Genomic DNA, 26952 nt, shown 5'->3' on the forward strand with positions numbered 1-26952 from the left:
CTCGAGATCGCAGGAGGTCCTGCGGACCTTGCGCAGCCTTCGGCAGCGGCTACATCGTCAGGTGTCGGGCGCCAACGTGCAGTACACCGCGATACCCGTAGCCGCTGCCGCAGGCTGCGTACGACCGCGCAGCGGGCGCCGCCCTTGAGGCCGCGCTACAGTCTCAAGCCGGCGCTCCGCCGTCGGCCTTGTAACGGTAATCGGCGTCCAGTTGCCCGCCCGCCGGTGCATCCAGCTCCAGCACCAGGCCACCCGGTATCCGCACGAAAATCTGCCAGGTGCCGTCCTGCGGTACTTGCGCCACCTGATGCGGCAGGCCGCTGGCCTGGACCCGCTGCAATACCTGCGCGGCATCCTCCTCGGTCCTGAAGGCGATATGGCTGAGCGCGGTCTCGGCGAAGGTCGGTTGTTCGATCACGTGCACCAGCGCCTGCGCGTCCTGGTACAGCCAGCGCCCGGGAAAGGGAAACGGCGGGCGCCGCCCAGCCTGCAGCCCGAGCAGGGCCTGGAATGCCTGCTGCAAGGCATCGCCCTCGGCGGTGTTGAAGGCCAGATGGTCGAAGTGCCAGGTCATGACACACCTCCACCACCGATGACGGCGGTGCGATCCGGCAAGTACGTACTGAGCGTTTTCATGAGGTCACTCTGATGCGATGGAAAGTGACTGCATATTCTCAGCTTGATAATCGAGGAAAAATCCCGGTAAAACGCAAGGATCTTTAAAGGATTTTTAGCAATGAGCTCGATTCTCGACCTTGAAGTCTTCGTCCGCACCGCCGATTCCGGCAGCATTTCCGCCGCCGCCCGCAGCCTGGAGTTGACCCCCGCCGCCGCCAGCATCGCCCTCAAGCGCCTGGAAACCCGCCTGGGCATGCGCTTGCTGGCGCGTTCGACCCGCAGCATGCGCCTTACCGAAGAAGGCCGGCGTTATCTGGACAGCGTGCGCGTGGCGCTGGCGGCCCTGGCGGAGGGCGAACAGGCCCTGAAGCAACAGAGCCAGGGCCTCAGCGGCGTGCTGCAACTGGCGGCGCCGTCGGACTTCGGGCGCAACCTGCTGCTGCCCTGGCTGGACGACTTCAAGCGCGAACACCCGCATATCCGCCTGCAACTGTTGCTCAACGACCGGCACAGCGACCTGTTCCGCGAGACCGTCGACGTCGCCCTGCGCTTCGGCGTGCCCAGCGATTCCAGCCTGGTGGCCCTGCCGATCCTGCCGCGGCATCACCGGCTGGCCTGCGCCAGCCCCGATTACCTGGCGCGCCACGGCACCCCGCAGACGCCCGCCGAACTGGGCGAGCACAGTGCCCTGATCTACCTGCGCAACGGTCGCCCCTACAACAGCTGGCATTTCAGCCGCGACGGCGAGGTGCAGGAGGTCCAGGTGCGCGGCGACTACCTCAGCGACGACGGCGACGTGGCGCGGCGCTGGGCCCTGGCCGGCCACGGCATTGCCTACAAGGCCTGGCTCGACGTGGCCAGCGACATCCGCGCCGGGCGCCTGGTGCCCCTGCTCGGCGATTGGCAGGGCGAAAGCGTGCCGCTCAACCTGTTGTGCCCGCACCGTTTGCAGGTCTCGGAACGGGTGAAGGTGCTGCAACGCTTTTTGCAGACCCGCTGCCAGCTGCTGGCCGGATAATTCAGATTGCCCCCTACGCCCGTTCTGGTATTTGATGGGCGTCCCATGACCGGTCGCTGGCCGCTGTCGCGCCGGCCTTACCTCACGCACAAGGATTTCGTACATGAGCTATCGCATCCTCGGCCATTCCGGGCTGCACGTGTCCCCCCTGACCCTCGGCACCATGATGTTCGGCGAACAGACCAGTACCGAGGACTCCCTGCGCATCATCGACAAGGCCTGGGACCAGGGCATCAATTTCATCGACACCGCCGACGTCTACACCAGCGGCCGCTCCGAAGAGATCGTCGGCGAAGCCATCGCCAGCCAGCGTGACCACTGGGTGCTGGCGACCAAGGTCGGCTTCGGCCCCGTCGATGGCGTGCCCAACCGCAGCGGCCTGAGCCGCAAGCACATATTCAATGGCATCGACGCCAGCCTGACCCGCCTGGGCACCGATTACATCGACATCTACTACCTGCACCGCGAAGACCACAACACGCCGCTGGACGTCACGGTGTCGGCCATCGGCGACCTGCTGCGCCAGGGCAAGATCCGCTACTGGGGCCTGTCCAACTACCGTGGCTGGCGCATCGCCGAGGTGATCCGCGTCGCCGATCGGCTCGGCGTCGACCGGCCGGTGATCAGCCAGCCGCTGTACAACATCGTCAACCGCCAGGCCGAGACCGAACAGATCACCGCGGCCCAGGCCTACGGGCTCGGCGTGGTGCCCTACAGCCCGCTGGCCCGTGGCGTGCTCAGCGGCAAGTACGCGCCGGATGTCGCCCCCGACAGCAACAGCCGCGCCGGGCGCCAGGACAAACGCATCCTGGAAACCGAATGGCGCGTCGAGTCGCTGCGCATTGCCCAGCAGATCCAGCAGTACACCCAGGGGCGCGGGGTCGGCATGGTCGAGTTCGCCATTGCCTGGGTGCTGAACAATGCCGCTGTCAGCTCAGCAATCGTCGGCCCGCGCACCGAGGAACAGTGGGACGCCTATATCAAGGCGCTGGACGTGAAGATCAGCGCCGAGGATGAAGCCTTCATCGATTCGCTGGTCACTCCGGGGCATGCCTCGACCCCGGGCTTCAACGACGTCAGCCACTTCGTCTCCGGACGCACGCCACGCTGACCTCCCCCACAGCGGTGGCCCCTTCCGCGGGCCACCCGCTGCCCCACTGCCGGCCAGTGGCGGCAAACGGGATATTTTCCCGCAACTTGCGATAAATCCGAGTAAACGTCTCGCGCCAAACCCTCTATATTCCCCGCAGTTTTTCCCTCCATCCCATTTGCCTGGTTCAGGTCACACGAGGACAGCTTGTCTAAAGGTATTGCTCTATCGGTCTTGGCGTCGGTGCTGTTTGCCGTCATGTATTTCTACACCTCCTTGCTGGCCCCGCTGACCGGGGTGGAGATTTTCGGCTGGCGCATGCTGCTGACCGCCCCATGCATGACCGTATTCATGCTGGTGAGCGGCGAATGGCGGCATGTCGGCGCCATCCTCAAGAGACTGCTGGGCCAACCGCTTCTGCTGCTGGCGCTGCCGCTGTCCGCGGCGCTGCTCGGGGTACAGCTGTGGCTGTTCATGTGGGCACCCTTGAATGGCTACAGCCTGGATGTGTCGCTGGGGTATTTTCTGCTGCCGCTGACCATGGTCCTGACCGGGCGCATCGTCTATGGCGAACAGCTGTCGCGGCTACAAAAGATCGCCGCCGGCCTGGCGACCCTGGGGGTGCTCAATGAGCTGTATCAGGTGGGCAGTTTTTCCTGGGCGACGCTCGTGGTGGCCATCGGTTATCCCGTCTATTTCGTGCTGCGCAAACGCCTGGCCGCCGACAACCTGGGCGGCCTGTGGCTCGATATGGCCCTGCTGCTGCCGATCGCGCTGTGGTTCGTGCAAAGCGGCGAGCAGGGTTTTGCCGTGGTCGATCAACACCCCTGGCTGTACCTGCTGATTCCGTTGCTGGGGTTGATCAGTGCTTCGGCGCTGGTGGCCTATATCATCGCCAGCCGCCTGCTGCCCTTCAGCCTGTTCGGCTTGTTGAGCTATGTCGAACCGGTGTTGCTGCTGGCCGTGGCCCTGCTGCTGGGAGAAAGCATCCAGGCCGGGGAATGGCTGACCTACCTGCCGATCTGGCTGGCGGTGCTGGTGCTGGTGTACGAGGGGTTCAAGCATCTGATGCGTCAGCGCAGAAGCTGAAACTGTAGCCGCTGCCGCAGGCTGCGATCGGTCTGGGCGGCACTCCGTGCGAAGCGGCCGCGACAGAAGACGCGGACTCCCCGACAGATCGCATCAAGGCCGATGGCGAGTCCTGCGGCCTCGTTCGCAGCCTGCGGCAGCGGCTATCGGTCCGCGTTGGGCATCAGGGTTTGATCTGCTTCAGTTCGTTGAGCAGGGCCAGCAAGGCCTGCATCTTCTCCTCGCCGAACTGCTGCTGGATGCGCTGGTAGTTGATTTCCATATCGCCGCTCATGGATTCGAAACAGGCCTCGCCCTTTTCCGTCAGGGTGATGAACAGGCGACGCTGGTCCTCGGGGGATTTGCGCCGGCTGACGTATTCGTCACGCTCCAGGCGGGTCAGCACGCCCGTCATGCTCGGCGGCAGGATGCAGGCCATTTTCGCCAGCTGATGACTTTCCAGTTCGCCGTTCTGGCGCAGGATGCGGATCACCCGCCACTGCTGCTCGGTCAGGTCGTGCTGGTTGAGGGATGGGCGAAAAAACGCCATGGCCGCTTCGCGGGCCTGAAGCAGGGTCAATGTCAGGGAAGGTCTTGGGTTGGTCATGTGCGGGTCGTTCACAGGGCTGGATGGCGACGCGGAGCGCCACAAAGGCCGAACATTAACACATTCACAATCGCCAACCGACAGGCAAGAAAAAGCCCGGTCGAGAATGCCCCGACCGGGCTCGATTGTCAGGCCGCCTGCGGCTTAGTCGGTGGACAGCACGCCACGACGGACCTGGTCGCGCTCGATCGATTCGAACAGAGCCTTGAAGTTGCCTTCGCCGAAACCATCGTCGCCTTTACGCTGGATGAATTCGAAGAACACCGGGCCCATCAGGGTTTCCGAGAAGATCTGCAGCAGCAGGCGCTTGTCGCCCTCTTCCGAGGAGCCGTCCAGCAGGATGCCCCGCGACTGCAGCTCGTTCACCGGCTCGCCGTGGTTCGGCAGGCGGCCTTCGAGCATTTCGTAGTAGGTATCCGGTGGCGCGGTCATGAAGCGCATGCCGATCTTCTTCAACTGATCCCAGGTCTTGATCAGGTCGTCGGTGAGGAAGGCCACGTGCTGGATGCCCTCGCCGTTGAACTGCATCAGGAACTCTTCGATCTGCCCGGCGCCCTTGGACGACTCTTCGTTCAGCGGGATGCGGATCATGCCATCGGGCGCGGTCATGGCCTTGGAGGTCAGGCCGGTGTATTCGCCCTTGATGTCGAAGTAACGGATCTCGCGGAAGTTGAACAGCTTCTCGTAGAAACCGGCCCAGTAAGCCATGCGCCCGCGGTACACGTTGTGGGTCAGGTGGTCGATGATCTTCAGGCCGGCGCCTTTTGGATGACGGTCGACGCCTTCCAGGAACACGAAGTCGATGTCATAGATCGAGCTGCCTTCGCCGAAGCGGTCGATCAGGTACAGCGGCGCGCCGCCGATGCCTTTGATCGCCGGCAGGTTCAGCTCCATCGGGCCGGTTTCGATGTGGATCGGCTGGGCGCCGAGTTCCAGGGCACGCTTGTAGGCCTTTTGCGAATCCTTGACGCGGAACGCCATGCCGCACACCGACGGACCGTGCTCGGCGGCGAAGTACGAAGCGACGCTGTGGGGCTCGTTATTGAGGATCAGGTTGATTGCGCCCTGGCGATAAAGGTGCACGTCTTTGGAACGGTGGGTCGCGACTTTGCTGAAACCCATGATCTCGAAGATCGGCTCGAGGGTATTGGGGGTCGGCGATGCGAATTCGATGAATTCAAAGCCCATCAGGCCCATCGGGTTTTCGAAGATATCTGCCATGGTTTGGCGCCTCATCATTGCTTTTGGAATTAACGGATCGTCAGTGGCTGGCAATGCTGAGGAAGGCAGGTGGCGCGCAGGAGATACCCCGCACGCTGCGGGCGAGGAAGTCACCATAAATCAGTTGAAACCCGAGAATCTTCATGTCGACCCTTGTCTTACCGGCTGGGGGGCGAGGCTTCTGCTGCCAGAAGACTTTATTATTGTATGCGTAACCAGATTCTACACAGCGTAAAACTGTTTGTCCGCACTCTCTATAAAATCCGCTTTTTTTCCAGGCTCGCAAGGGGTTTGTTGCACTGGTAGATGCCCCACAGGATCAGCCCGCCGCCCAGGCACATGGCCAGGTTCAGGCGTTCGTCCAGCAGCAGCGCGCCAAGGATCACCGCGGTCAGCGGATTGAGCGCGATAAACACCCCCGAGCGGGTCGCGCCGATCTTGCGCAGGCCGTCGTAATACCAGATATACGCCAGGGCCGAGCCCAGCACGCCGAGGTACAACAAACTCAGGCCCTGCTCCAGGGTCAGGCTCGCCAGCGCTTCGAGCCGTACCTCGCCACGCAGGGCCGCGGTGCTGCAGAGCATTGCCGTGCCCAGCAGGATCGAATAGGTCACGGTCTGCAACGGGCCCAGGGTCTGGTTCAGGGTGCGCGAAAACAACGAATAGACGCCCCAGCCCAGCACGCAGCCGAAAATCAGCAGGTCCCCACGCCAACTGCCCGGCCCGCTGGACAAGGCCCCCGGGTCGCGGCTGAGGATCACCATCCCCGCTCCACCCAGGCACAAGGCAATGCCGAACAGCTTGGCGCCACTCAAGCGCTCCTTGAACAGCGCCCAGGACGCCAGGGCGATCACCGCCGGATTGAGGGCGACGATCAACGAGGCACGCGAGGCATTGATCGACTGCAGGCCCTCGAAGAAACACAGGTTGTAGAAAAAGATCCCGAAAAACCCCAGCAGCGCCAGCTGGGCGAACTGCGCCAGGCTCGGGCGCACCAGGGCAATCCGGGCGATCGTCATGAACAGCAGCAAGGCCAGGCTGGCCAGGAGAAAACGCAGGCTGGCAGCCAGCAAAGGCTCCAGGGTGCCGGCCAGCAGGCGTCCGGCGACAAAGGTGCCGCCCCAGATCATGGCGACCGCCGCCAGTTTGCAATACACCGGCCAATCGGAAGGCCCGGCACAGGTTTGATCGACAGTTTTCATAAGGCCCCGAGGCGCGGATAAAGGAAGGTTCGGGTATTCTTCGACTAATGCCCGATCATCGTAAAATGAGCTTTTACTCATGACCCTGAGCCAACTGCAGATCTTCTCCCTGGTGGCCGAACTACGCGGTTTCACCAGCGCCGCCAGCCGGCTGGGCATCAGCCAGTCCGCGGTGTCCCATGCGCTCAAGTCCCTGGAGCAGGAGTTGGGGGTCGAGCTGATCCGCCGGCATCAGTCGCTGGTGGAGCTCACCGATATCGGCCAGCAATTGTTGCTGCGGGCCCGCGCCATCCTCGGCCTGGCCGCCACCATGGAACAGGAAGCCGCCGACGCCCGCGGCATGAAACGCGGCACCTTGCGCATCGGCTCGTTCGGCCCGACTTCGTCGATGAAACTGCTGCCGGCAATCCTCCAGCGTTACCGCGCGGCTCATCCCGGTATCGAGGTGCACATCGACGAGGGGCCCGACCGCCAGGTACTGCAATGGCTGGAGGAACGGCGCATCGATGTCGGTTTCGTGGTACTGCCCCAGGAACGCTTCGACTGCTTCGCCCTGGTGGAAGACCAGATGGTGGCGCTGATCCCCAGCCAGCATGGGCTGGCCAGCAAGGACTCGCTGAGTCTCGCCGAGCTGTGCGACGACCCGTTCATCCTCACCGAGGCCGGTTCCGCCGAGCTGGTTTCCCGGCTGTTCCTCGCGGCCAGGCTCAGCCCCAACATCCGCTATCGCAGCTCGCAACTGCTCAGCACCCTGGAGACCGTGGCCCGCGGCGAGGCCCTGGCCCTGGTCGCACAATTGTCGCTGCCCGAGGCCAGCGACCCGCGCTACCTGATCAAGCCGCTGTCACCTCCCGCCCGGCGCCAGGTAGGGCTGGCGGTGCTGGACCGGCGGCAATCGTCACCAGCGACCCTGGCCTTTATCGAGCAGGCGCGCAGCCTGTATCACGGTGACTGAGCGCAACCCGGGGCCACCGTCTATCATGCCCATGGACCGGATGCCGCCGGACCGTCCACCGGCTTTTGAGTGTTTTCTGGCTTCCATTTCGCCACAGGTTTTTCGTCCATGCCATTGACCGCCAAAGGCCCATTGAAACGGTCCACCCGCAACCTGCGAACCTTGCTGATCGGCTTGCTGCCGGTGGTGCTGGGCGTGGCGATCCTTTATATGCAGGCCGAGCGCGCGCTGACTCACAGCAGCCAGCAGACCGCCGAGGAAGCGATCCGCCAGTTCGACCTGATGCTCGACAACGCCGACCTCGCCGCCCGGACGCTGATGGCGCAAGTCGGCCAGCCCTGCGACGACTTCCGGCAACTGGCCCTGCGCGAGCAGGTGACCCGCCGCCCGTTCGTGCGCTCGACCAATCTGGTGTGGCGCAATGACAACTATTGCAGTTCGCTGATCGGCCCATCCTCGTTCGTGCTGGACCCGGCGGACTATGTCGACGGCAAGCTGTGGTTGATGAACGGCAACCCGGTCACGCCCGATACCGCGCTGCTGGTCTATCGCCTGCAAGAGGGTGAACGCGCGGTCCTGGCCACCATCGACGGCTATCACCTGAGCAATGCCTTGCGCCTGATCAGCCGCTTTGCCGAGCTGCAACTGCAAGTCGGCCCCTACTGGCTGGCCGACGACGGCCAGGTCCATGAATCCATTGCTCCGCCGCCCCCGGTCGCCCCTTATCAGATGGCTTCTTCGCGCTACCCCTACAGCGTCAACGCGGGGTTTCCCGAGGGCGATATCTGGCTCTACATGAAGTCCCAGTACCCTGCCCTGTTCAGCCTGCTGATCTTCTTCGGGGCGCTGGCGGCGGCCCTTGGCCACTGGCTGCAAAAGCGCTCATCGTCGCCCAGCCATGAACTGCAACGCGCCCTGGAAGCGGCGGAGTTCATCCCGTACTTCCAGCCCGTGGTCCGCGGCGACACGAAACAGTGGGCCGGCATCGAAGTGCTGATGCGCTGGAAACATCCCCGGGAAGGCCTGGTGCGTCCGGACCTGTTCATTCCCTTCGCCGAGCACTCCGGCCTGATCGTGCCCATGACCCGTTCGCTGATGCAGCAGACCGCCCTGTTGCTGGCGCCCCACGCCCCCGCCTTCATCGACGACTTTCATATCGGCATCAATATCACCGCCAGCCATTGCCAGGACCTGGAACTGCTGGAGGACTGCCGGCAGTTTCTCGGCATGTTCCCGCCGGGCAAGGTGAGGCTGGTCCTGGAACTGACCGAACGCGAACTGATAGAACCGACCGCGATCACCCACAGCCTGTTCGAGGAACTGCACAAGTTGGGGGTGATGATCGCCATCGACGACTTCGGTACCGGCCATTCAAGCCTGGGTTACTTGCGCAAGTTCAATGTCGATTACCTGAAGATCGACCAGAGCTTCGTGGCCATGATTGGAGTCGACGCCCTGTCCCGGCACATACTCGACAGCATCATCGAACTCTCGGGCAAGCTCGAACTGGGGATAGTCGCCGAGGGCGTGGAAACAGTGGAACAACAGGACTATCTGGCCGCCCATGGCGTCGACTTCCTGCAGGGCTACTTATTCGGCAGGCCAATGCCCGGGGAAGAGTTCCTACAAGCACTGGCGCGCCACTAAATAGCCATTTTCATGAAGATTTATTGAACTCGGTAATTGTTTCGCGCACCAATTTGAATCAGAAGATGACAAATTGTGTGCATCAACAACGACGTGATTTACTTGCGCCAGATTAACTACTACAATTTTTCAAGCCTGTACAAGATTCACAGGTGGGCCATTATAATCGAGTCGTTCTAAGGCTCTTGGCTTATAGCTTTGTTTGCGGTTGGTATCAGCCAAATACACTATTGGAGTAAAGATATTGTCCAGACTCGCTGAATTTCGTGCAGCAGAAAAGGCCCTTCAAGAACAGCTTGCCCAGCTGGAATCCCTGAAGAACGACGCCGGACTCAAGAAAGAAATCGAGTTCGAAGAAAAGCTCCAGGGCCTGATGAAGACCTACGGCAAAAGCCTGCGCGACATTATCGCCATTCTCGATCCTAATCCGGGCAAATCCGCTCTGCCGCTCTCGGGCGCGCCGAAAACCCGTCGTGCACGCGTGGTCAAGGTTTACCAGAACCCGCACACCGGCGAGTTGATCGAAACCAAGGGCGGCAATCACCGTGGCCTTAAAGCCTGGAAAGAACAGTACGGCGCCGCCACTGTAGATTCCTGGCTGCGCGGTTAAGCAACCGATGTATATAAAAGACCCTGCCAATGCAGGGTCTTTAGCTTTAAGCGAAGGCGCTTTGTTTCGAAATCGAATAAGTTGCAAGCCCTGGATTGCCTGGGCGGCAATAAACACCCAGCCGAAACTGCAGCTACGTACCCAATCCCGCGCTCGACCCTACAACTTTGTACTTAGTTCAAATGCATGAGCTGTGCTGGCCGACGTAGCACCCCGCTAAAGTTTCAGGCTACTTCGCACCCCACGGATTTCCTCCTGACTTTCGGCATAAACCGCAGCCTGTCCGGCATAAGACAATACATAGGCCTTATCGCCATCGACAGCCGCCACCAGTGTTTGCGACAACACATGACGGCCGTTTTCGGTAATGGTGCAAGTGGTTTCCAGCGCCGCCAGGCGACTCAATGTCGTGTCATGAATACGCGTGCATACACTTTGATAACCGCCGCGCCCGAAGTCCTTCTGCACCGACTTGCGCATTTCCAGCAAGACCGCCTGCAGATTGACCTGATGTCCGCTTTCAACTTGAGTCATGGTCAACTCCATGACCATCAGCGGCGTGCCGCCGGCATCGTTCTTCACCGCACGCTGGCGGAATACCTTGGCCGGTTGTTCTTGCGCCTGTGGCAACTCTTCGATCTGCCAACCGCTGGGCCAGGTGATCACCGGGTCCGCCGCCTCGGCCAGGGCCGGAATCAGAAGCCAGGGGGCAAGCAGACACAGGGTTTTGAACGATAAGCGCATGGTCATGAACACGTAAGGGACGAGCCTTGAAGTCTGAGGCTGGCACGAGTATCGGGCAACAGATTCGTAGCTTTGTGTTTGGTGCGCCCTGCCGCTCTTGCGTATCATTACCCGACCGCAAGGACGCCCGAAGCCCTGCAAGCCAAGGGGCTCATTAGCATGAGTATTCTTGCCCACTTCTTTTCCGGAGGGCCCATGAGCCTGCACGAACTCAATACTTTCCCCGGCGTAACCGCCCAGCCCGACACCGCCACCGCCAACTTCGTGTTCAACCACACCATGCTGCGGGTCAAGGACATCACCAAGTCCCTGGACTTCTACACCCGGGTCCTGGGTTTCTCGCTAGTGGAAAAACGCGACTTCCCCGAAGCCGAATTCAGCCTGTACTTCCTCGCCCTGGTGGACAAGGCGCAGATCCCGACCGACGCCGCAGCCCGTACCGAGTGGATGAAGTCGATCCCCGGCATCCTCGAGCTGACCCACAACCACGGCACCGAGAACGATGCGGACTTCGCCTATCACAACGGCAACACCGACCCGCGCGGCTTTGGCCACATCTGCATTTCGGTGCCGGATATCGTCGCCGCCTGCGAGCGCTTCGAAGCCCTGGGCTGCGATTTCCAGAAGCGCCTGAACGACGGCCGCATGAAGAGCCTGGCCTTTATCAAGGATCCGGACGGCTACTGGGTTGAAATCATCCAGCCGGCACCGCTGTAACTCGCGTTTATCCTGCAGGAGCAAGACGTGCCTAGACAGGCAGCGGCTTGATTGATCCACCGCGTCATCGTTGATCGCGAGCAGGCTTCTCTCCTACAGAAGCGACGGGTGCAAATAAAAAACCCCATGAGCCAAGGCTCATGGGGTTTTGTTTTTTCCGCGGTCGACTCAGGCCGGTGCGGAGGTGCGGATCAGGTGGTCGAAGGCGCTCAGCGAGGCCTTGGCACCCTCGCCTACCGCGATCACGATCTGCTTGTACGGCACGGTGGTCACGTCACCGGCGGCAAACACGCCGGGCAGCGAAGTCTCGCCACGGGCATCGACAATGATCTCGCCACGGGGCGACAGCTCGACGGTGCCCTTGAGCCAGTCGGTGTTCGGCAACAGGCCGATCTGCACGAAGATACCTTCCAGGTCGACGGTGTTGAACTCGCCCGAATCGCGGTCCTTGTACACCAGGCCGGTGACCTTCTGGCCGTCACCCTTGACTTCGCTGGTCAGCGCGCTGGTGATCACGTTGACGTTCGCCAGGCTGTACAGCTTGCGTTGCAGCACGGCATCGGCGCGCAACTTGCTGTCGAACTCCAGCAGGGTCACGTGGCTGACGATACCCGCCAGGTCGATGGCCGCTTCGACGCCGGAGTTACCGCCACCGATCACCGCCACGCGCTTGCCCTTGAACAGCGGGCCGTCGCAGTGCGGGCAGAAGCACACACCCTTGGCCTTGTATTCCTGCTCGCCGGGCACACCCATCTCGCGCCAGCGGGCACCGGTGGCCAGGATCAGCGACTTGGCCTTGAGGCTCGCGCCGCTTTCGAAACGCACTTCGTGCAGGCCGCCGACTTCCTTGGCCGGCACCAGCGCGCTGGCGCGTTGCAGGTTCATGATGTCGACGTCGTACTGGCGAACGTGCTCTTCCAGGGCGCTGGCCAGTTTCGGCCCTTCGGTTTCCTGGACCGAGACAAAGTTCTCGATGGCCATGGTGTCCAGCACCTGGCCGCCGAAACGCTCGGCCGCGACACCGGTACGGATGCCTTTACGGGCCGCGTAGATCGCCGCCGACGCACCGGCCGGGCCACCGCCGACCACCAGGACGTCGAAGGCGTCCTTGGCACTGATTTTTTCCGCCTGTTTTTCGATGGCCCCGGTGTCGAGCTTGCCGAGGATTTCTTCCAGGCCCATGCGGCCCTGGCCGAAGTTCACGCCATTGAGGTAGACACTGGGGACCGCCATGATCTTGCGATCGTTGACTTCGTCCTGGAACAGCGCGCCGTCGATGGCGACGTGGCGGATGTTCGGGTTCAGCACCGCCATCAGGTTCAGCGCCTGGACCACGTCCGGGCAGTTCTGGCAGGACAGCGAGAAGTAAGTCTCGAAGTTGAACTCACCTTTGAGGGCGCGGATCTGTTCGATCACTTCGGCACTGGCTTTCGAGGGGTGGCCGCCGACTTGCAGCAAGGCCAGCACCAGGGAAGTGAATTCGTGGCCCATGGGGATACCGGCGAAACGCAGGCTGATATCGCTTCCCGGGCGATTGATCGAGAACGATGGTTTACGAACATCGTTACCGTTGTCGAGCAAGGTAATCTGGCTGGAAAGACTGGCAACGTCTTTCAGCAATTCGAGCATTTCCTGGGATTTCGCACCGTCGTCGAGAGAGGCAACGATCTCGATCGGCTGGGTGACCCGTTCCAGGTATGACTTCAACTGGGCTTTAAGATTGGCGTCCAACATACGGGCGATTTCCTTTTATTCAGATCGAAAAAAAACGCCCGAGCGAATCTCGCCCGGGCGTTCTTGAGGGCGGTGCAACTGACTTAGGTGCGGCGGTCCGCCCTGCTGTAGCGAGTCACAGGCTTAGATCTTGCCGACCAGGTCCAGGGAAGGAGCCAGGGTAGCCTCGCCTTCTTTCCACTTGGCTGGGCAGACTTCGCCTGGGTGGGCAGCGACGTATTGAGCGGCCTTGATCTTGCGCAGCAGCTCGGAAGCGTCACGACCAACACCGCCGTCGTTGATTTCAACGATCTTGATCTGGCCTTCAGGGTTGATCACGAAGGTGCCACGGTCAGCCAGACCGGCTTCTTCGATCAGCACGTCGAAGTTGCGGGAGATGGCCAGGGTCGGGTCGCCGATCATGGTGTAGCGGATCTTGCCGATGGCTGGCGAAGTGTTGTGCCAGGCAGCGTGGGCGAAGTGGGTGTCGGTCGAAACGCTGTAGATTTCCACGCCCAGTTTCTGGAATTCGGCGTAGTTGTCTGCCAGGTCTTCCAGCTCGGTTGGGCAAACGAAGGTGAAGTCAGCCGGGTAGAAGAACACGACGGACCATTTGCCTTTCAGGGTGGCGTCCGACACTTCGATGAACTCGCCATTCTTGAAGGCGGTTGCTTTGAACGGTTTGACTTGGCTGTTGATGATAGGCATCGGTGATTCTCCATCAGTGGGTAAAAACTTGGGTTGAAAACTTGATGGGGAGAATCCTAACCAATGCTCCCAGCCAAGGCTCATTGGCAAAGCTGATGCTGCTGATTAGGTTTGGCTATTAGCGCGCAGTATTAATAGAAGAAATGCGTATTTACTCGCCGATCGGCTTTTCCTGGGTCAGGGCCATGCCGAGAAATGGGCTGGCCTCGACGTAACGCATGGCCGACTTGATGTCCTTCCAGCCGACATAGCTCATCAGCGACTTGAGGTCCCAGCCGCTGCGGTGGGCCCAGGTGGCAAAGCCGCGGCGCAGGGAGTGGCTGGTGTACTGGTCTGCGGCGACCCCGGCGCGCTCCAGCGCCTGGCGCAATAACGGGATCACGCTATTGGCGTGCAGGCCCTCCTCGCTCAGATGGCCCCAGCGGTCGATGCCACGGAACACCGGCCCACGCACCAGGGCCGCGGCGCTGATCCACTCGATATAGGCCTGGACCGGGCACAACCGGCGCAGCGCCGGGGTATGCCAGGTCTTGCCGAGGTTGTCGCGGTCGCTCTTGCTGCGGGGCAGATACAGGCTGATGCCGGAACCCGCCACCGCCTGCACATGCTCGATCCGTAGCCGGCACAACTCATCGCTGCGAAAGCCGCGCCAGAATCCCAGGAGAATCAGCGCGCTGTCACGCCGCGCGCGCAGCAGCGCCGGGTGGTTGTCATCGAGCCGGGCCTGGCTGGCTTCCTGCTCCAGCCAGGCGATTACCTGCTCCAGATGCTGCAACTGCAAAGGCTCGGCCTGTTTTTCCTGCGCCGGGTGCAGCGCGCGAATGCCCTTGAACACCTGGCGCACCACCGGGGCCTTGGTCGGGTCGGCGAAACCCTGGCTGTTGTGCCACTGCGCCAGGGCCGAGAGCCGCAACTTCAGGGTGTTGATCGACAGCTCCCCCGCATACGCCGCCAGATAACGCGCCACGCTGTCGCTGGTCGCCGGCAGGAACCCGCCCCAGGTCACCTCGAAATGCTCGATGGCCGCCCGGTAACTGCGCCGGGTGTTGTCGCGGGTCGCGGCGTGCAGATAACGATCCAGATCACTCATGGCTTGCTCGACTCGTCTTGCGTACGGAAATGGCGGGTTGCAACAGGGCGTTCTGGCTATGACACGGGGTAATACCAGTATATCCCATGTCAATAATTCTAATATTTATCTTTGATTTTATTATACAATTACACGTTATACATACCACGTAAAAAAGTACGTAATCGTAGGAGATCCCATGGCTCGTGGCGGCGTTAACAAGGCGGTGGTGCAAATCGCCCGTTCGGCAATCCTCGCTCGCGGCGAACACCCCAGCATCGATGCGGTGCGCATCGAAATGGGCAATACCGGCTCGAAAACCACCATTCACCGCTACCTGAAGGAGCTTGAGCAAAGCGAAGCCCGCCGTGCCGCGCCACAGGAAGCCCTGGAAGAAGAACTGACGGAACTGATCCAGCGCATGGCCCAGCGCCTGCGCGAACAGGCTCAGGAGCCCGTGGCGCAGGCCCAGGCGCAAGTGGAGGAAATGAACCAGGAACTGGCGGCGCAGCAGGCCGCGGCCAAACAGGCGCAGGCCCAGCTGCAGCAGCAATTGCAGACCCAGGCTGCGGCCCTGGCCAGCGAAAGCACGCTGCTGCAGGAGACCCGCTCCACCCTGCAGAGCGAACAGACGCGCAATGCCGGACTGAACCAGGCCCTGGCCGACTTCGAATTGCGCCTGAAAGACAAGGACGAGCAGATTCGTTCACTGGAAGAAAAGCACCTGCACGCCCGGGACGCCCTCGAACATTACCGCAGCGCGGTCAAGGAGCAGCGCGAGCAGGATCAGCGCCGCCATGAAGGCCAGCTGCAGCAAGTGCAACAGGAACTGCGCCAGGCCCAGCAAAGCGCATTGGTACGCCAGGACGAGATCACCCAACTGCACCGCGACAACGAACGCCTGACCAGCGAGCAACGCGCCACCCAGAAAGAGTTGCGCCAGGCACAGGAGCAGGCACAGAAAACCGACAGCAAGCTTGGCCAATTGCTGGAGCAATCCACCCGCTTGAACAGCGAACACACCCTCCTCCAGGAACGCCTGCGCGTCGCCTTGCTGGAAAGTCATGAGTTCAAGCAGAACCTGGAGCAGCAGCTGCAGGACAATCGACAACTGGAACTGCGCGCCGCCAAGGCCGAGGCCAGCCTGGAGGCCCTGCAACTGGCTGCCGCCGCGAAGGCCGAGGCGCAACCAGAAACAGAAGAACAGCGGCCGGAGCCGCCAGAGCAGGCTTAACCGGCGACCGGCGTGCGCATGGTGACGAACTCTTCGGCGGCCGTCGGGTGCACCCCGATGGTTTCGTCGAAGTCACGCTTGGTGGCGCCGGCCTTCAAGGCAATCGCCAGGCCCTGGACGATCTCGCCGGCGTCCGGGCCGACCATATGGCAGCCCAGCACCTTGTCGGTGTCGGCATCCACCACCAGCTTCATCAGCGTGCGCTCCTGGCACTCGGTCAGGGTCAGCTTCATCGGCCGGAAGCGGCTTTCGAAGATCTGCACCTTGTGCCCGGCTTCCCGCGCCTGCTCTTCGGTCAGGCCGACGGTGCCGATATTCGGCAGGCTGAACACTGCGGTCGGGATCATGTTGTAGTCCACTGGACGATACTGCTCCGGCTTGAACAGACGCCGCGCCACAGCCATGCCTTCGGCCAGGGCCACCGGCGTCAACTGCACACGCCCGATCACATCGCCAATCGCCAGGATCGACGGCTCGGCGCTCTGGTACTGCTCATCGACCTCGATGAAGCCACGCTTGTCGAGCTTCACCCCGGTATTTTCCAGCCCCAGGTTGTCGAGCATCGGCCGCCGGCCGGTGGCGTAGAACACACAATCGGTGGCCAGCTCGCGACCATCCTTGAGCGTGACCTTCAGGCTACCGTCAGCCTGCTTTTCGATGCGCTCGATATCGGCATTGAACTGCAGGTCGAGCCCACGCTTGGTCAGTTCTTCCTGCAAGTGCTTGCGCACCGCACCATCGAAGCCACGCAGGAACAGCTCGCCGCGATACAGCAACTTGGTGTCCGCGCCCAGGCCGTGGAAGATCCCGGCGAACTCCACCGCGATATAACCGCCGCCCACCACCAGGATGCGCTTGGGCAGTTCCTTGAGGAAAAACGCCTCGTTGGAGCTGATGGCGTGTTCGCGCCCCGGAATGTCCGGGATCTGCGGCCAGCCACCAGTGGCGATCAGGATGTGCCTGGCGGTGTAGCGCTGGCCATTGACCTCCACCTGATGCGGGTCGATCAGCCTGGCGTGGCCTTCGTGCAGGGTCACGCCGCTGTTGACCAGCAGATTGCGATAGATGCCGTTCAGGCGATTGATCTCGCGATCCTTGTTGGCGATCAGGGTGGCCCAGTCGAAATCGGCCTCGCCCAGAGTCCAGCCGAAGCCAGCGGACTGCTCGAAGTCTTCGGCGAAGTGGGCGCCGTACACCAGCAGTTTTTTCGGCACGCAGCCGACGTTGACACAGGTACCGCCCAGATAGCGGCTTTCGGCGACCGCGACTTTCGCGCCAAAACCCGCGGCGAACCGCGCCGAACGCACACCGCCGGAACCGGCGCCAATTACATAAAGATCAAAATCGTAGGCCATTTCACTCTCCCAGGCAGGCTGACAGCATAACCGCAGATGCGTATCCGGTCAGCGCTAGAGGATTTACATAGGGGCATAAAACGAAAAAGCCACCCGAAGGTGGCTTTTCAGTACAAGGGCCAAGCGGGCTATCAGTAAGCCTTGCCAGTCTTGTAGAAGTTCTCGAAGCAGAAGTTGGTCGCGTCGATGTAGCCTTCGGCGCCACCGCAGTCGAAACGCTTGCCCTTGAACTTGTAGGCAATCACGCAACCGTCCTGGGCCTGCTTCATCAGGGCATCGGTGATCTGGATCTCGCCACCCTTGCCCGGCTCGGTTTCTTCAATCAGCTTGAAGATGTCCGGGGTCATGATGTAGCGACCGATGATCGCCAGGTTCGACGGCGCATCTTCCGGCTTCGGCTTCTCAACCATGTTGCGTACGCGGTACAGGTCGTCGCCGATCAGGTCGCCGGCAATCACCCCGTACTTGCTGGTTTCTTGCGGGTCGACTTCCATGATTGCGACGATGGTGCAGCGGTACTGCTTGTACAGCTTGACCATCTGCTTCAGCACGCCGTCACCTTCGAGGTTGACGCACAGGTCGTCCGCCAGCACCACGGCGAACGGCTCGTCACCGATCAGCGGACGGCCGGTCAGGATCGCGTGACCCAGGCCTTTCATTTCGGTCTGGCGGGTGTAGGAGAACGAGCACTCGTCCAGCAGGCGGCGGATGCCGACCAGGTATTTTTCCTTGTCGGTGCCCTTGATCTGGTTTTCCAGCTCATAGCTGATGTCGAAGTGGTCTTCCAGGGCGCGCTTGCCGCGACCGGTGACGATGGAGATTTCGTTCAGACCGGCATCCAGTGCTTCTTCAACGCCGTACTGGATCAGTGGCTTGTTCACCACCGGCAGCATTTCTTTAGGCATGGCTTTAGTCGCTGGCAGGAAGCGAGTACCGTAACCGGCTGCTGGGAACAAGCATTTCTTGATCATATGAGTCCTTAAAAGGGCTGTACGTACGAATTTCGGCGCAGTCTAATCAGGCCGCGTGCGCCTTACAATGGGTCGCAGTGGCTAACCGCTGCCATCTAAGAGAAATATTGCCGCGGATAGTTCCCCACATAGCTCCCCACCTTGTTCTGCACGCTCCGCACATCGTTTCGAACAGACTTGCAAACACGGCTTCGCAGCATCGTACAGATAGCCCGCGCCGTAAACCGCCATCTGGCTGCAAAGCCTTAATTTTCTGCGTCCCGCCCTTGTCCGCACTCTTACAGGAACTCGTTTACCGCTATCATGGCGCCCTTGAACCCCGCCAACGAGGCAGATAGATGTCGGCAACAAAAAGCGTAAACGGTTACCAGATCAAGCAGTTGAAAGACGGCCAGTGGTGGTTGGTCAGCGCCCAGGGCGAGAACGTCGCCGGACCTTTCGCCAGCGAGGCGATGGCGGTCGAAGTGGCATCGGTGTTCGAAGATTCCGCAGGCCATGCCTCGGCGCGTCGCAGCCCCAAGTCCTGAGACTGTCCCGGCACCGAAGAGCCCTGCCCCGCGCAGGGCTTTTTCATGCCGATCTGTACCGCAGTGGCGGTTCGCTATAGCATCTCGTCCCAGACGCTCGCCAAGGGTGTCCAGCCCTCCCCCGGGGCTCAAACTTCTCGACGACGACCACACCCATGCACAAACTTCTGGCACTGACTGCGGTACTGGCCCTGAGCGGATGCGCCACCGTTTCCGATACCTACCTGGAAAACGGCGAGCAAGGCCTGAGCATCGATTGCTCCGGCGAAGCCAGCTCCTGGGCCAGCTGCTATGAAAAGGCCGACGCCTCCTGTGCCGGCACCGGCTATCGGATCATCGGCACCGACGGCACGCCATCGCTCAAGGAAAGCGACAAGACCCTGGGGGCGGACGTTGGCAACTACAAAAGCCGCAGCGTGGTGGTCTGCAAGTAGCAGACGCACGGCCTACATATGAATCTCGGCAAACTTGATGCCCAGGTTGCGGATGGTTTCGATCAGGTCGTCCAGCCGGTCGAATGACTCGACTTCATCGTTGTCATCCACCAGAAAATAGCTGCGCCCCGCGCTTTTCTTGAAGAACACGATCCATTCCCCGGAATTCGCCGGATTCTGAATCACATGGGTCGCAGAGATATGCCCCTCCGCATGCCTCTCCCGGACTGTTTCGCGCTTCATGTTTTCTCCCAAAAAACGATGCCGCCGAAACCTGGGTTTCGACGGCATCTTTGACAATGGCCGACAGTTTATCGGATGCCCTGGCCAATCAGCACGCCATCTACCGTCTGGCCATACAGATTGACCCCGTCGTTGGCGTGGAACTTGAGCCGGGTCTTCTCGATGGAGCCCTCCACCAGGCGTGGGTCCTGCGGTCGTTCATGGCGATTGACGAACGCCGCCACGTCCCAGGCCTGCTGGTCGCTCAAGCTGCCGGCCTTGCCCAGGGGCATGTTGTATTTGATAAAGGACGCGGCGGTGTTGATCCGGTGCATGCCGGCGCCCCAGTTATACGAGTCCTTGCCCCAGAGCGGCGGCATGACATAGTCCGCGCCGACCTTCTGGCCCTGGCCGTTGTCGCCATGGCAAACCGCGCATTGCGCCCGGTACACCTGCTCGCCACGCGTCAGGTCGTAGCCCTGGGCCGGTTGCGGCACCTCGGGATAACCCCGCCCGGGCAACTCGACAGCGATCGGCGCCTTGCTCGCCAGCCAGTAGGAATACACCGACAACGCAGTGATCTCGTAGCTGTCGGCGGCCGGTGGCGTGCCGTTCATGCTGAACTGGAAACAGCCCTGCAAGCGTTCGGCGTAGGTGTTCACCTTGTCGTTCTTCTTGCGGTAGGCCGGGTACATCGGATAGGCGCCCCACAGCGGCGCGGAGTTGGCCAATCGCCCCTGATCCAGGTGGCAGTTGCTGCAATTGAGCCCATTGCCGACGAACTTCGGCGCCAGGCGTTTGGTATCGACGAACAGCGCATAACCGTCGCGGACCATCTTGCCGTAGGCATTGTCCGGTAGCTCGCTCTCCGCCGGTGGCTGGAAATACCCGGGATGGGCAGCGTTCACCGCCGGTTCCCGCAACTGTGATTGGTCCTCCATGGCGACCGCGGCCCCATAAGCCTGGGCCGTCAGCAAAGCGAGGGAAAAGCCCAATAGAAGATCACGCTTCATGGCTTGGACTCCTGGTTATCGGCCTTGGCCAACTGACTGCCGACCTTGGCGAAATAATCGGCCACCGCCGTGATTTCCTCGGGGCTCAGGGCTTTGGCGATGTGTCCCATCAGGTCGTTCGGATCGTTGCGGCGCGTGCCGTCGCGCCAGGCATTCAATTGCCCGGCGAGATACGCCGCGGGTTGCCCGGCCAACGGCGGAAAGGCGTCTCCCACGCCCACGCCACCCGGCCCATGACAGGTCACGCACTCCGGAACCTGCCGCTCCCAGGCGCCGCGCAAGGCCAGCCTCGCCCCCACGCCTTCAGCCAGGGAACTGCGGTTGATCGGCGCTGGCGTCGCAGCCGGCATGGCCGCCAGGGTCTGGCTGACCGCGTCTATCTCGTCATCGCTCAGGGCCTTGGCCAGTGGCTGCATGACCGGGTTGCTGCGCGCACCGCTGCGAAAATCTTCCAGCTGCTTGCGCAGATAACCCGCCGACAATCCCGCCAGGCGCGGAAACCCGGCGGCCGCCAGGCCCAGACCATCGCCACCATGACAGGCCAGGCATGCCGTGGCGCCAGGCTGCGCGCCACCCTGGACAAAGACTTTCTGCCCATCCACGGCCTGGGCATTGGCGACAAAAAACAGCATCAGACTGCTCAGCAGTATTCGATCCACGGGGATCATGGCGAACTCCATTTTTCTAGTTATATTCTTAGGCTTATTTTATATAAGCCTACAAAGAGTAGGCCAATAGACCTTTGGCTACAACGCGAAACCAGCCGGGCCTGCCTTGCCACCGGGCACAAAAAAACCCGCCCTCGCCACGGAAATCCGGGCCAGGGCGGGCTGTTGAAAAATCGCTTGGCTATCAGCCGGAAATGCAGTCCTCCGCCGCCTTGCGGATATCGCCCGGACGCATGGGCACATTGGACATGCTTTCATGCAGCTTGATGCTGCTGCCGCCGGAACGCTCCTCGATATCGAATACCGCGGTCGGGCCCGACGAGACTTTCTGCGGAACGATGATGCGCATGCCGTCCTTACGCGGTTCGACCTGCAACTGGCCACGGCTGTCAGCCAGTTTGTCGCTGACGCACTTGGCGTACTCCTGTGGCTTTTTCCCTGAAATCACGTTCAGGGTGGGCAATGTCTGGTTAATATCCGAGACCGTCGCACAGCCACTGATCGCCAAGGCCAGAATCAACACACCCCACTTCATACATTTCCTCCGATAAAGACCGTCCGACCGCAGAAATGGCATTTTTCTCCGGATCAGTCAGATTTATCCTAAATAATCGGCAAATAACTGTTTTAAATTGTCAAAGCCGCCTGCCGCGGCCTGATAAACTGCGCCATCGTTTTGATTTTGTAGCAAAAGCCCTTCTGGAGGCGCCCATGAAATTTATCCACCAGCGCGAGCACCTCAACGAAGACGATATCGTCGTCATCGAATGCTCCCAGGTCTGCAACATCCGCCTGATGAACGACGCCAACTTCCGAAGCTTCAAGAACGGCGGACGTCACACCTATCATGGCGGCGCGTTCGACAAATTCCCGGCCAGGATCACCGCGCCGAGCACCGGCTTCTGGAATATCACCATCGACACCGTCAACCGCCGGCCCATCAGCGTTACCCGCAAGCCGAACCTGACCCACTCGATCAAGATCATCCGCCGGTCCAGCTCGAAACTGCGCTGAACCCCGCCCCAGCCCGCGACCAACAGGTATCACCGTGGCCCAAACGACCAAGTACGTCATCAAATACAAACTCAACGGCGAGCGCCGTTTCGAGTTCGCCCAGCTGGAAAGCGGCACTCAGGAAGAAGCCAAGGCCGCGCTGGAAGCCCTGCATGGCCAGACCGACGACGTCATCAGCGACGTCAGCGTGAGCAAGGCGCTGTAAGTCCCTGCTCCTAGAACCTGTGACGAATTCGAGCGCAAGCGGCGGAGTGTGAGCGGCCCGCGCACTTCCCAGAATGGCGGACCTCAACCTCTACTCCGGGAACCGCCAGCATGTCCGCCTCCTCCCTCGAACAACGTCTTGCCTGCCTGGACTGGGCCTCGATCGAGCAGCAGCTCGACCAGGACGGCAGCGCGGTGATCGACAACCTGCTCAGCGCCGACCAATGTCATGAGCTCAGCGGTTTGTATCCCCACAGCGAGTTGTTTCGCTCGCGGGTGGTCATGGCCAGGCACGGTTTCGGCCGCGGCGAGTATCAGTATTTTGCCTACCCCTTGCCGCAACGGGTCGCCGAGTTGCGCGGCCAGCTCTATCCGCGCCTGGTGCCGCTGGCCAATCGCTGGAACCAGCTGATGAATATCCCCGTGCAATATCCGCCCCGGCACGAAGATTTTCTCCAGCGCTGCCACGCCGCCGGTCAGCAGCGGCCGACGCCCTTGTTGCTGCAGTACGGCCCGCAGGACTACAACTGCCTGCACCAGGATCTGTATGGCGACAATGTATTTCCGTTGCAGGTCGCGATCCTGCTGTCACAGCCTGGCAGCGACTTCAGCGGCGGCGAATTCGTCATCACCGAGCAACGTCCGCGCATGCAGTCGCGGCCGCAGGTCATCGGTCTGAAGCAGGGTGATGCGCTGATCTTCGCCGTGCATCATCGTCCGGTACCCGGCGTGCGCGGCCATTACCGGGTGACGTTGCGCCATGGCGTCAGCCGCTTGCACAGCGGTCGCCGCCATACGCTAGGAGTGATCTTCCACGATGCCCAGTAACTTCACCGGCGAACTGTTCGGCGAACCCGAGCTGCAACAGGCGCCCCGCACCGAGCAGGTCGGCCCGCAGTCCTTTGTGCTTCACGGCTTCGCCCTGCCCTGGGTCGAGCGCCTGCTGCCGGCCCTGCGTGGCGTGCTGCGCGCCGCGCCGTTCCGGCAGATGGTCACGCCGGGCGGTTTCACCATGTCGGTGGGCCTGAGCAGTTGCGGCGAGCTGGGCTGGACCACCGACCGCAGCGGCTACCGTTACACCGCCATCGATCCGCAGAGCGGCCAGCCCTGGCCGGCGATGCCCGAGGTGTTGCGCGAGCTGGCCCGGGCCGCCGCGACCCAGGCCGGTTTTGCCGGGTTCGAACCGGACGCCTGCCTGATCAATCACTATGTGCCCGGCGCCCGCATGTCCCTGCACCAGGACAAGGACGAGCGCGATTACGATGCACCGATCGTCTCCGTCTCCCTGGGCTTGCCGGCGGTGTTTCAGCTGGGTGGCGAGCGCCGCAGCGACCGCCCGTTGCGGGTGCCGCTGCTGCATGGCGATGTGGTGGTCTGGGGCGGCGTCGACCGCCTGCGTTATCACGGTGTGCTGCCACTCAAGGACGGCACGCACCCGCTGCTGGGCCCGCGGCGCATCAACCTGACCTTTCGCCGGGCCGGTTGATCCCGCGGGAATTCAAGCGCAAGACTCGGAGTGCCAGGCACCCTGCCCTTGGTTAATCTGAGCGACATCCGCCACCGAGTAGAGCCCATGACCATGGTCCAGCCCAAGCCCACCACCGCCAGCGATCCACGCTGGCTCGCCGTCCTGGCCCGTGATGCGAGCGCCGATGGCCAGTTCGTCTATGGGGTAAAAACCACCGGGGTCTACTGCCGCCCCAGCAGCCTGTCGCGCCTGCCACGGCCGGAGAACGTCGAATTCTTCGACACCGCGGAGCAAGCCGAAGCCGCCGGTTACCGGCCGAGCAAACGCAGCGCCAGCGACCAGACCCAGGTGGCCGCGCAGCATGCCAGCCTGGTAGCCGCCGCGTGCCGGCAGATCGAGTCGGCTGAAGCGCTGCCCAGCCTGAAACAGCTGGCCGAGCAAGCCGGCATGAGCAGCTTCCACTTTCACCGGGTGTTCAAGGCCGCCACCGGGCTGACCCCGAAAGGCTACGCCAGCGCCCACCGTTCGCGGCGGGTGCGGCGCCAACTGGAGCACGGCCACTCGGTGACCGACGCGCTGTACGACGCCGGCTTCAACTCCAACAGCCGCTTCTACGAAACCGCCGACCAGTTGCTCGGCATGAAACCCAGCGACTACCGCGCCGGCGGCCTGAACGCCGATATCCGCTTCGCCGTCGGCCAGTGCTCCCTGGGCGCGATCCTGGTCGCCCAGAGCAATCGCGGGGTCTGCGCGATCCTGCTGGGCGACGACCCCAATGCCCTGGTGCAGGATCTGCAGGACAAATTCCCCCGGGCCAACCTGATCGGCGCCGACCAGGACTTCGAGCAACTGGTGGCCAAGGTGGTGGGGTTTATCGAAGCACCGGCCATTGGCCTCGACCTGCCGCTGGACCTGCAAGGCACGGCGTTCCAGGAGCGGGTGTGGCTGGCCCTCAAGGAGATTCCGCCGGGCAGCACCGCCAGCTACGCCGAGATCGCCCAGCGTATCGGCGCGCCGAAGTCCTTTCGCGCCGTGGCCCAGGCCTGTGGGGCCAACAGCCTGGCCGTGGCGATCCCTTGCCACCGGGTGGTGCGCAGCGACGGCAACCTGTCCGGCTACCGTTGGGGCGTGGAGCGCAAGCGTCAGTTGCTCGAACGCGAGAACTCGTCCGAGGCCTGAATGCCGATGTACACCGACACCGATTCCGGCCCGGTGTACACCTCGAAGTCCGTGGCGAAGCGTCGGCGGACCTGCGGGTTGTCCTCGAAGTAGGCCCAGACCAGGCCCCAGGTCTGGATCACCACGTCCGGCATCGGCCCCTTGGCGGAGAACGCCAGGTACTCACCGCCCTGCACCTGCACCAACGGATAGTCGGCGTTGCCTTCGCCCACCGCCACGCCGGCGGTGACGTCGAAGTGCCCCGAGGCATCGGACTCGTAGTTGGAGTACAGGCCATAGATGAACGAGTCCGACTGCCGGTGACCGATGCTGTCGAACAAGCCTTCGACAAAAAACCGCTCCCACATCGGCCCGATCCGCGCGCTGTCCGCTTGTTGCTCGTCGGCATTGCAGGTACGTACCTGCAAGCCCGAGACACAGAAAGGCTGAACCTCTCGCAGTTTGACATCCATGCTTCGTACTCCTGTCTGGTGTTTATCTGGGTGACCGGCGCGCACGGTATCAGCGATTCACATCCACCACCACGCGCCCGCGCAACTCGCCGGCCAGCAGACGCGACGCGGCGGCAATGGCTTCGCTGAGGCCGATCTCATGGCTGATCAACGGCAGCAGGGCCGGGTCCAGATCGCGGGTCAGGCGCTGCCAGGCCTCGATCCGCCGAGCCTTGGGCTGGGTCACACTGTTGATCCCGGCCAGAGTCACGCCCCGCAGGATGAAGGGCGCCACCGACGCCGGGAAGTCCATGCCCTGGGCCAGCCCGCAGGCGGCCACCGTGCCGTTGGCCTGGGTGCTGGCGCAGGCATTGGCCAGGGTATGGCTGCCCACCGAGTCGATCACCGCCGCCCAACGCTCCTTGGCCAACGGCTTGCCCGGCGCGGACAGGCTGGCGCGGTCGATGATCTCACTGGCGCCCAGGCGCTTGAGGTAGTCATGCTCGGAAGTGCGCCCGGTGGACGCCACCACCCGATAACCGAGCCGGGCCAACAGGGCTATGGCAAAGCTGCCGACCCCGCCATTGGCCCCGGTGACCAGCACATCGCCCTGGCCCGGGGTCAGGCCATGGCGCTCCAGCGCCAGGATACTGAGCATCGCCGTGTACCCCGCCGTGCCGATGGCCATGGCCTCGGCCGCGCTGAACGCCTGGGGCAAGGGAATCAGCCAGTCGCCGTCCAGCCGTGCCTTCTGCGCCAGGCCGCCCCAATGTCCTTCGCCCACGCCCCAGCCGTTGAGCAGCACCGGGTCGCCGGGCTGGTAGTCCGGGTGGCTGCTGGACTCGACAATGCCTGCCAGATCGATCCCCGGCACCATGGGAAACTTGCGCACCACCGGGCTGCTGCCGGTGATGGCCAGGCCGTCCTTGAAGTTCAGGGTGCTGTAGGCCACCCGCACCGTCACGTTGCCCTCGGGCAACTGCTCTTCGTCAATCTCGCGCAGCGCCGCGCGATAACCGGCGTCGTCTTTCTCGATCAAAATACCCTTGAACATGACTGCCTCCCGATAGACCCATGGCCGGGCCGTGAACTTGAGTTTCAGCTTGCAAAGCTCCCACCTTCCCAGCCCGGACGGGAAAAATCCACGCTCTTTTCGTCGTAGGCCGCCCACGCCCCGCTCCTGCAAGTGATCGTGCCACCCCAGCCAAAGTCGACTGGCCTTGATTGCCTGTCTCCTGATACAAA

General features: G+C 62.1%; 31 protein-coding genes. 15 read left to right on the forward strand and 16 right to left on the reverse strand.

Annotation, left to right across the window (positions count from 1 at the left end; genetic code table 11):
• Positions 1–163: 163 nt before the first annotated feature.
• Positions 164–574 (reverse strand): VOC family protein, encoded by a 411-nt coding sequence (locus BM019_RS21945; RefSeq protein ID WP_009044207.1) that lies wholly within the window; start codon positions 572–574, stop codon positions 164–166.
• Positions 575–736: 162 nt separating this feature from the next.
• Between BM019_RS21945 and BM019_RS21950 the strand changes: the two genes are divergently transcribed.
• The 3 genes from BM019_RS21950 (at position 737) to rarD (ending at position 3815) form a co-directional block, all read left to right on the forward strand.
• A complete protein-coding gene (locus BM019_RS21950) occupies positions 737–1636 on the forward strand; it encodes a LysR family transcriptional regulator (protein ID WP_085530637.1) in 900 nt (299 codons plus the stop codon).
• A gap of 103 nt (positions 1637–1739) precedes the next feature.
• The gene (locus BM019_RS21955) at positions 1740–2747 is read left to right on the forward strand and encodes an aldo/keto reductase (protein ID WP_085530636.1); all 1008 of its coding nucleotides are present in this window, start codon (positions 1740–1742) and stop codon (positions 2745–2747) included.
• A gap of 186 nt (positions 2748–2933) precedes the next feature.
• Complete coding sequence (gene rarD, locus BM019_RS21960) at positions 2934–3815, forward strand: EamA family transporter RarD (protein WP_092420240.1); 882 nt, start codon at positions 2934–2936, stop codon at positions 3813–3815.
• Between the two features lie 163 nt (positions 3816–3978).
• Here rarD and hpaR read toward each other — a convergent pair whose 3' ends face one another.
• The 3 genes from hpaR to BM019_RS21975 all read right to left on the reverse strand — a co-directional run bounded on the left by hpaR (position 3979) and on the right by BM019_RS21975 (position 6824).
• Positions 3979–4401, reverse strand: a complete 423-nt coding sequence (gene hpaR, locus BM019_RS21965; RefSeq protein ID WP_007921772.1) for a homoprotocatechuate degradation operon regulator HpaR — start codon at positions 4399–4401, stop codon at positions 3979–3981.
• Positions 4402–4545: 144 nt separating this feature from the next.
• Positions 4546–5622 (reverse strand): 4-hydroxyphenylpyruvate dioxygenase, encoded by a 1077-nt coding sequence (gene hppD / locus BM019_RS21970; protein WP_007921770.1) that lies wholly within the window; start codon positions 5620–5622, stop codon positions 4546–4548.
• Positions 5623–5876: 254 nt separating this feature from the next.
• Positions 5877–6824, reverse strand: a complete 948-nt coding sequence (locus BM019_RS21975; protein WP_092420243.1) for a DMT family transporter — start codon at positions 6822–6824, stop codon at positions 5877–5879.
• 79 nt (positions 6825–6903) lie between these two features.
• On the opposite strand from BM019_RS21975, the gene BM019_RS21980 reads away from it, so the two are divergent.
• From BM019_RS21980 to BM019_RS21990, 3 genes are all read left to right on the forward strand, one after another.
• Positions 6904–7779, forward strand: coding sequence for a LysR family transcriptional regulator (locus BM019_RS21980; protein ID WP_092420246.1), 876 nt, complete (start codon positions 6904–6906; stop codon positions 7777–7779).
• Between the two features lie 108 nt (positions 7780–7887).
• Positions 7888–9426, forward strand: a complete 1539-nt coding sequence (locus tag BM019_RS21985; RefSeq protein ID WP_085530632.1) for an EAL domain-containing protein — start codon at positions 7888–7890, stop codon at positions 9424–9426.
• 244 nt (positions 9427–9670) lie between these two features.
• On the forward strand, positions 9671–10036 hold the full coding sequence (locus BM019_RS21990) for a histone-like nucleoid-structuring protein, MvaT/MvaU family (RefSeq protein ID WP_007921761.1): 366 nt from the start codon (positions 9671–9673) through the stop codon (positions 10034–10036).
• Between the two features lie 216 nt (positions 10037–10252).
• Here the strand turns inward: BM019_RS21990 and BM019_RS21995 are convergent, their stop codons facing one another.
• Entirely contained in the window at positions 10253–10780 is a 528-nt protein-coding gene (locus tag BM019_RS21995; RefSeq protein WP_009044215.1) for a DUF4946 domain-containing protein, read from the reverse strand.
• A gap of 195 nt (positions 10781–10975) precedes the next feature.
• Between BM019_RS21995 and gloA the strand changes: the two genes are divergently transcribed.
• Entirely contained in the window at positions 10976–11497 is a 522-nt protein-coding gene (gene gloA / locus BM019_RS22000) for a lactoylglutathione lyase (RefSeq protein ID WP_009044216.1), read from the forward strand.
• A gap of 168 nt (positions 11498–11665) precedes the next feature.
• On the opposite strand, the gene ahpF is transcribed toward gloA, so the two are convergent.
• The 3 genes from ahpF to BM019_RS22015 form a co-directional block, all read right to left on the reverse strand.
• Positions 11666–13231 (reverse strand): alkyl hydroperoxide reductase subunit F, encoded by a 1566-nt coding sequence (gene ahpF / locus BM019_RS22005; protein WP_092420249.1) that lies wholly within the window; start codon positions 13229–13231, stop codon positions 11666–11668.
• A 123-nt stretch (positions 13232–13354) separates the two neighbouring features.
• Positions 13355–13918: an alkyl hydroperoxide reductase subunit C gene (ahpC, locus tag BM019_RS22010; RefSeq protein ID WP_007921754.1), complete on the reverse strand. Its 564-nt coding sequence runs from the start codon at positions 13916–13918 to the stop codon at positions 13355–13357.
• Between the two features lie 151 nt (positions 13919–14069).
• The gene (locus tag BM019_RS22015) at positions 14070–15008 is read right to left on the reverse strand and encodes a site-specific integrase (RefSeq protein WP_092420252.1); all 939 of its coding nucleotides are present in this window, start codon (positions 15006–15008) and stop codon (positions 14070–14072) included.
• A 178-nt stretch (positions 15009–15186) separates the two neighbouring features.
• Here BM019_RS22015 and BM019_RS22020 point away from each other — a divergent pair, with 178 nt between their 5' ends.
• Positions 15187–16221, forward strand: a complete 1035-nt coding sequence (locus BM019_RS22020) for a DNA-binding protein (RefSeq protein ID WP_092420255.1) — start codon at positions 15187–15189, stop codon at positions 16219–16221.
• Here the strand turns inward: BM019_RS22020 and gorA are convergent.
• Positions 16218–17576 (reverse strand): glutathione-disulfide reductase, encoded by a 1359-nt coding sequence (gene gorA, locus BM019_RS22025; protein WP_092420258.1) that lies wholly within the window; start codon positions 17574–17576, stop codon positions 16218–16220. The genes BM019_RS22020 and gorA overlap by 4 nt on opposite strands.
• A 131-nt stretch (positions 17577–17707) precedes the next feature.
• Positions 17708–18547 (reverse strand): UTP--glucose-1-phosphate uridylyltransferase GalU, encoded by an 840-nt coding sequence (galU, locus tag BM019_RS22030; protein WP_007921743.1) that lies wholly within the window; start codon positions 18545–18547, stop codon positions 17708–17710.
• Between the two features lie 338 nt (positions 18548–18885).
• On the opposite strand from galU, the gene BM019_RS22035 reads away from it, so the two are divergent.
• Together BM019_RS22035 and BM019_RS22040 are read left to right on the forward strand one after the other, a co-directional pair.
• On the forward strand, positions 18886–19074 hold the full coding sequence (locus BM019_RS22035; RefSeq protein WP_007921742.1) for a hypothetical protein: 189 nt from the start codon (positions 18886–18888) through the stop codon (positions 19072–19074).
• A gap of 155 nt (positions 19075–19229) precedes the next feature.
• Positions 19230–19508 carry a hypothetical protein gene (locus tag BM019_RS22040; RefSeq protein WP_092420260.1) on the forward strand — a complete coding sequence of 93 codons (279 nt, stop codon included), beginning with the start codon at positions 19230–19232 and terminating at the stop codon, positions 19506–19508.
• Between the two features lie 12 nt (positions 19509–19520).
• Here the strand turns inward: BM019_RS22040 and BM019_RS22045 are convergent, their stop codons facing one another.
• From BM019_RS22045 to BM019_RS22060, 4 genes are all read right to left on the reverse strand, one after another.
• Positions 19521–19751 (reverse strand): hypothetical protein, encoded by a 231-nt coding sequence (locus tag BM019_RS22045; RefSeq protein WP_007921740.1) that lies wholly within the window; start codon positions 19749–19751, stop codon positions 19521–19523.
• 68 nt (positions 19752–19819) lie between these two features.
• Positions 19820–20743: a c-type cytochrome gene (locus BM019_RS22050; RefSeq protein ID WP_092420263.1), complete on the reverse strand. Its 924-nt coding sequence runs from the start codon at positions 20741–20743 to the stop codon at positions 19820–19822.
• Positions 20740–21411, reverse strand: coding sequence for a c-type cytochrome (locus BM019_RS22055; protein ID WP_092420266.1), 672 nt, complete (start codon positions 21409–21411; stop codon positions 20740–20742). Before BM019_RS22055 ends, BM019_RS22050 begins: the two co-directional genes overlap by 4 nt.
• A 184-nt stretch (positions 21412–21595) precedes the next feature.
• A complete protein-coding gene (locus tag BM019_RS22060; protein WP_009044223.1) occupies positions 21596–21946 on the reverse strand; it encodes a hypothetical protein in 351 nt (116 codons plus the stop codon).
• Between the two features lie 176 nt (positions 21947–22122).
• On the opposite strand from BM019_RS22060, the gene BM019_RS22065 reads away from it, so the two are divergent.
• From BM019_RS22065 to ada, 5 genes are all read left to right on the forward strand, one after another.
• Positions 22123–22425 carry a DUF1883 domain-containing protein gene (locus BM019_RS22065; protein WP_009044224.1) on the forward strand — a complete coding sequence of 101 codons (303 nt, stop codon included), beginning with the start codon at positions 22123–22125 and terminating at the stop codon, positions 22423–22425.
• A gap of 34 nt (positions 22426–22459) precedes the next feature.
• A complete protein-coding gene (locus tag BM019_RS30855; RefSeq protein ID WP_007921734.1) occupies positions 22460–22630 on the forward strand; it encodes a hypothetical protein in 171 nt (56 codons plus the stop codon).
• A gap of 110 nt (positions 22631–22740) precedes the next feature.
• Positions 22741–23457 (forward strand): 2OG-Fe(II) oxygenase, encoded by a 717-nt coding sequence (locus BM019_RS22075; RefSeq protein WP_092420269.1) that lies wholly within the window; start codon positions 22741–22743, stop codon positions 23455–23457.
• Positions 23447–24115, forward strand: coding sequence for a DNA oxidative demethylase AlkB (alkB, locus tag BM019_RS22080; protein WP_092420273.1), 669 nt, complete (start codon positions 23447–23449; stop codon positions 24113–24115). The genes BM019_RS22075 and alkB overlap by 11 nt, the downstream gene beginning before the upstream one ends.
• A gap of 87 nt (positions 24116–24202) precedes the next feature.
• Positions 24203–25276 (forward strand): bifunctional DNA-binding transcriptional regulator/O6-methylguanine-DNA methyltransferase Ada, encoded by a 1074-nt coding sequence (ada, locus tag BM019_RS22085; protein WP_092420276.1) that lies wholly within the window; start codon positions 24203–24205, stop codon positions 25274–25276.
• On the opposite strand, the gene BM019_RS22090 is transcribed toward ada, so the two are convergent.
• Positions 25240–25728, reverse strand: coding sequence for a GyrI-like domain-containing protein (locus BM019_RS22090; RefSeq protein WP_007921729.1), 489 nt, complete (start codon positions 25726–25728; stop codon positions 25240–25242). The genes ada and BM019_RS22090 overlap by 37 nt on opposite strands.
• Before the next feature lie 49 nt (positions 25729–25777).
• The gene (locus tag BM019_RS22095; protein ID WP_009044229.1) at positions 25778–26761 is read right to left on the reverse strand and encodes an acrylyl-CoA reductase (NADPH); all 984 of its coding nucleotides are present in this window, start codon (positions 26759–26761) and stop codon (positions 25778–25780) included.
• Positions 26762–26952 lie beyond the last annotated feature (191 nt).

Source organism: Pseudomonas sp. NFPP07, assembly GCF_900115645.1.
Classification (GTDB): Bacteria; Pseudomonadota; Gammaproteobacteria; order Pseudomonadales; family Pseudomonadaceae; genus Aquipseudomonas; species Aquipseudomonas chlororaphis.